Source organism: Burkholderia sp. Bp8984 (assembly GCF_003853755.1).
GTDB lineage: Bacteria > Pseudomonadota > Gammaproteobacteria > Burkholderiales > Burkholderiaceae > Burkholderia.
Window position 1 is genome coordinate 1 of record NZ_QTQN01000075.1, and the last position, 2988, is coordinate 2988.

General features: G+C 68.4%; 2 protein-coding genes and 3 pseudogenes. All 5 read left to right on the plus strand.

What is annotated here, in order from left to right; genetic code table 11:
* Nucleotides 1–120, plus strand: a pseudogene (locus tag DID98_RS35255) (hydrolase); the annotation flags it as partial.
* A gap of 623 nt (nt 121–743) precedes the next feature.
* The gene (locus DID98_RS35265) at nt 744–1697 is read left to right on the plus strand and encodes a LysR family transcriptional regulator (protein ID WP_124487631.1); all 954 of its coding nucleotides are present in this window, start codon (nt 744–746) and stop codon (nt 1695–1697) included.
* Between the two features lie 126 nt (nt 1698–1823).
* Nucleotides 1824–1967 (plus strand): annotated as a pseudogene (locus DID98_RS35270) (FUSC family protein); the annotation flags it as partial.
* 12 nt (nt 1968–1979) lie between these two features.
* Nucleotides 1980–2255: pseudogene (locus DID98_RS35275) on the plus strand (efflux transporter periplasmic adaptor subunit); the annotation flags it as partial.
* Nucleotides 2256–2605: 350 nt separating this feature from the next.
* Nucleotides 2606–2908 (plus strand): DUF3331 domain-containing protein, encoded by a 303-nt coding sequence (locus tag DID98_RS35280; RefSeq protein ID WP_124487623.1) that lies wholly within the window; start codon nt 2606–2608, stop codon nt 2906–2908.
* Nucleotides 2909–2988 lie beyond the last annotated feature (80 nt).

Consider the following 2988-nt stretch of genomic DNA (forward strand, 5'->3'; position numbering starts at 1 on the left):
CAGCTGTTCTGCGAACTGCAGCGCGACTGGGCGCGCAGCGCAACCGTTCCTGCATTCATCAACCTGTTCATCGAAACTGGCGGCACCGCGGGCATCCAGTTCTCGTACGACAAGAACTGAGCCGCGACGGCGCATGCCGTTTCGCGCGATTGCGACCGTCCGGATACCGGCGGTCGCAACCGCGTCACCACCCTGCGTCGACGCATTCCCTCCGATCCGTTACGAATACGCACGCACATCGCGGCGTTCCAGGCTCGCGACTGGGATGCCGTCGACACGGTGGAGGTCTATCGCCTCGATCAGATCGCCTGAGGCCCGCCGCCGCGCCGGCAAGCACCGGCAGCGATTCGCAGATCGTGCCGTCCCCGATGGTGGCGCGATCGATTGTTCCCTGCACGGAACACTGAGGACCATCCGGCCCGGCTATCGACACGCGACACGTTCCACTACGCTTGGACTCGTACGGATTGCAACCTGCGTCGGGCTCGCATCAAGCTCGCGTAACCGGCCGCGCCCCCGAACCGCCCGTTCGCGCGGCCGCGACATGCCGGCGGCGCGTCGCGTTTCCCACGCGTTGCAGCCGTTTCGGCGCATGCCGCCGCGCGCCGCGCTTTCGTCACACGATTCGCGCGGCCGGCCGCCGCCGTCGCGTCGCCCGTCGATCGCCTCGGCATGCGTGGCAGCGCAGCAAACGGCCGCCCTTTACTCATGCCCGACGCCCCTCGGACAGCATCATGAAATCCCTGAACATAGACGATATCCAGGCCTTCCTGTTCGCCGTCGAGCGGCAAAGCATCACCGAATCCGCACGCCGGCTCGGCCTGTCGAAGTCCGTCGTCAGCAAGCGCATCAGCGACCTCGAGCGCACGCTCGGTGTGCAGCTGCTGATGCGCTCGACCCGCAACGTAACGCCGACCGAAGACGGCATGATCTTCTATCGTGCCGCGTCGGAATCGATGCGCCGGCTCGTCGACGTCGCCGAGGAAATCGCGGAACGCTCGCACGGATTGTGCGGCGAGCTGCGCATCACGTCGCCGGTGAGTCTCACTCGCCGCCTGCTCGGGCCGGCGGTCGCGGCCTTCGCCGCCGCGCATCCGCAGCTGCGCGTCACGCTCGACACCGACGATCGCACGATGAACCTCGAAGTCGAGCGCTTCGACGTCGCGATCCGCTCCGCGCGACTGCCCGACAGCGCGCTGATCGCACGCCGCGTCGCCGCATGCGAGCGCGTCGTCGTCTGCAGTCCCGACTACCTCGCCGCTCACGGCGAACCGGACTCGATCGACGCGCTGCTCGAGCACCGCTGCCTGAACTACAGCCATACGGCGCCGTCGGCCACCTGGACGTTCACGACGCCCGGCAGCCTCGGCAAGCCGCGCGCAATCAGCCCGGGCAGTGTGTTCCTGTCCAACAACGGCGAAACGCTGTGCGACGCCGCGGTGCAAGGCATCGGCATCGCGATGCTGCCGCGCTACATCGCGGACGACTGCCTGCGCGACGGCCGGCTGGTGCGCGTGCTCGCCGATGAAGCACCGCAGGACGAAGTGATCTACGCGGTCTATCCGCGCAATCCGTACGCGAGCAACAAGCTGAAGTTGTTCATCGAACACGTGCGCATCGCGCTGCTCGATCCGCCGTCGTCCGCCGGCACGGACAAGGAGCTGCATGTCGAAATGCTGTCGACGGATTCCGTCTGACGCGATGCGCGCCACCGTGTCGCCGCCGTCCCGCCGGATCCGTCCTGCCGTCACGCCATGCCGCCGACCAAGCCCGCGCTAGCCAGGCCTGTCAACGCAGCGGCGTTCGCTCGCATGCTGCTCGGCATGAGCCGCGAATACGGCCGAACCGACGGCGTGCGCCCGATCCATGTCGCGAAGACCATCGTCGCCGTCGTGCTGGCGGTGGGCGTGTCGATGCGGCTGGAGCTGGCAGCGCCGCGCATGGCGATGGTGACGGTCGTGATCCTGATGATGCCGGCGATCCGGCTGCTGTCCGGCGGGCCGTCGCTGACCGGACACGTCGAAAGCGTCGCGCGCGGCATCAGCGATCGCGACAATCCGACCGGCGCGACGCTGCTCGCCGACGTCAACCCGATCTTCACGTGGGTGCGGCTCGCGCAGCGCGTGCCGGTCCGGATCCGGCTGTACGGTATGCCGCGCGACGGCTTCCTCGCGGCGGGCACGACCTGCACGGTCACGCTGCGCCCGATGCCGCACGCGATGGCGCGCGGCGCGGCACCGGATACGCGCACTTGATGCCGTGGTGCGGCCGTAGGCACACACGCCCGTGTTCGATATCGGGCAACACCGTGTTCTTGTTCGCGCGCCTTCCGGTGGCCCGGCATGCGCTTTTACACTGGGCGTTCGTCGGCGATGCGAGCGGTATGTACTGCGCACCCGCTCCGTCGACGCATCCCGAACCGGCCGCGTCGAGCGCGCGCGGCCTCGATCGACCCCGCGCCGGCCTCGCCGGCCGGCAGGAGACTGGCAATGGCATTCAGCGTAACTCACGAACTCCGGCGCCGCACCGGGCGGCCGATGCAGTGCCGTTCGTTGCCGCGCGATGCGGATCGGCGCCGCGGCGGTCGCGCCGAAAGCAATCGATCATGCTGACCGTCTCTTCCGTCGGCATCGCGCCGCGCGCATCGTCACCCGGTCGCAGCCAGGTTCACGTCACGCTGCTGGAGTGGTCGCACGAATCGCTGCTGGTCCGCTGGGTCGAAAGCGGCCGCCTGCACTACGGCGAACAGAAATGGCGCCGCGCGGTCGCACGGCGCGACGGACGGTGCGCGTATTCGGGCCGCGCCATCGTGCAGGGCGAGGCCGTGTTTCGTCCGACCGGCCGGCCGCGGCCCGCGAATCACCTCGCGATGATCGCGGCCGATGCGGTGGCGTCGCTCGATGCGTGATGCGCGTTGTGCGTTGTGCGTTGTGCGTTGTGCGTTGTGCGTTGTGCGTTGTGCGTTGTGCGTTGTGCGTTGTGCGTTGT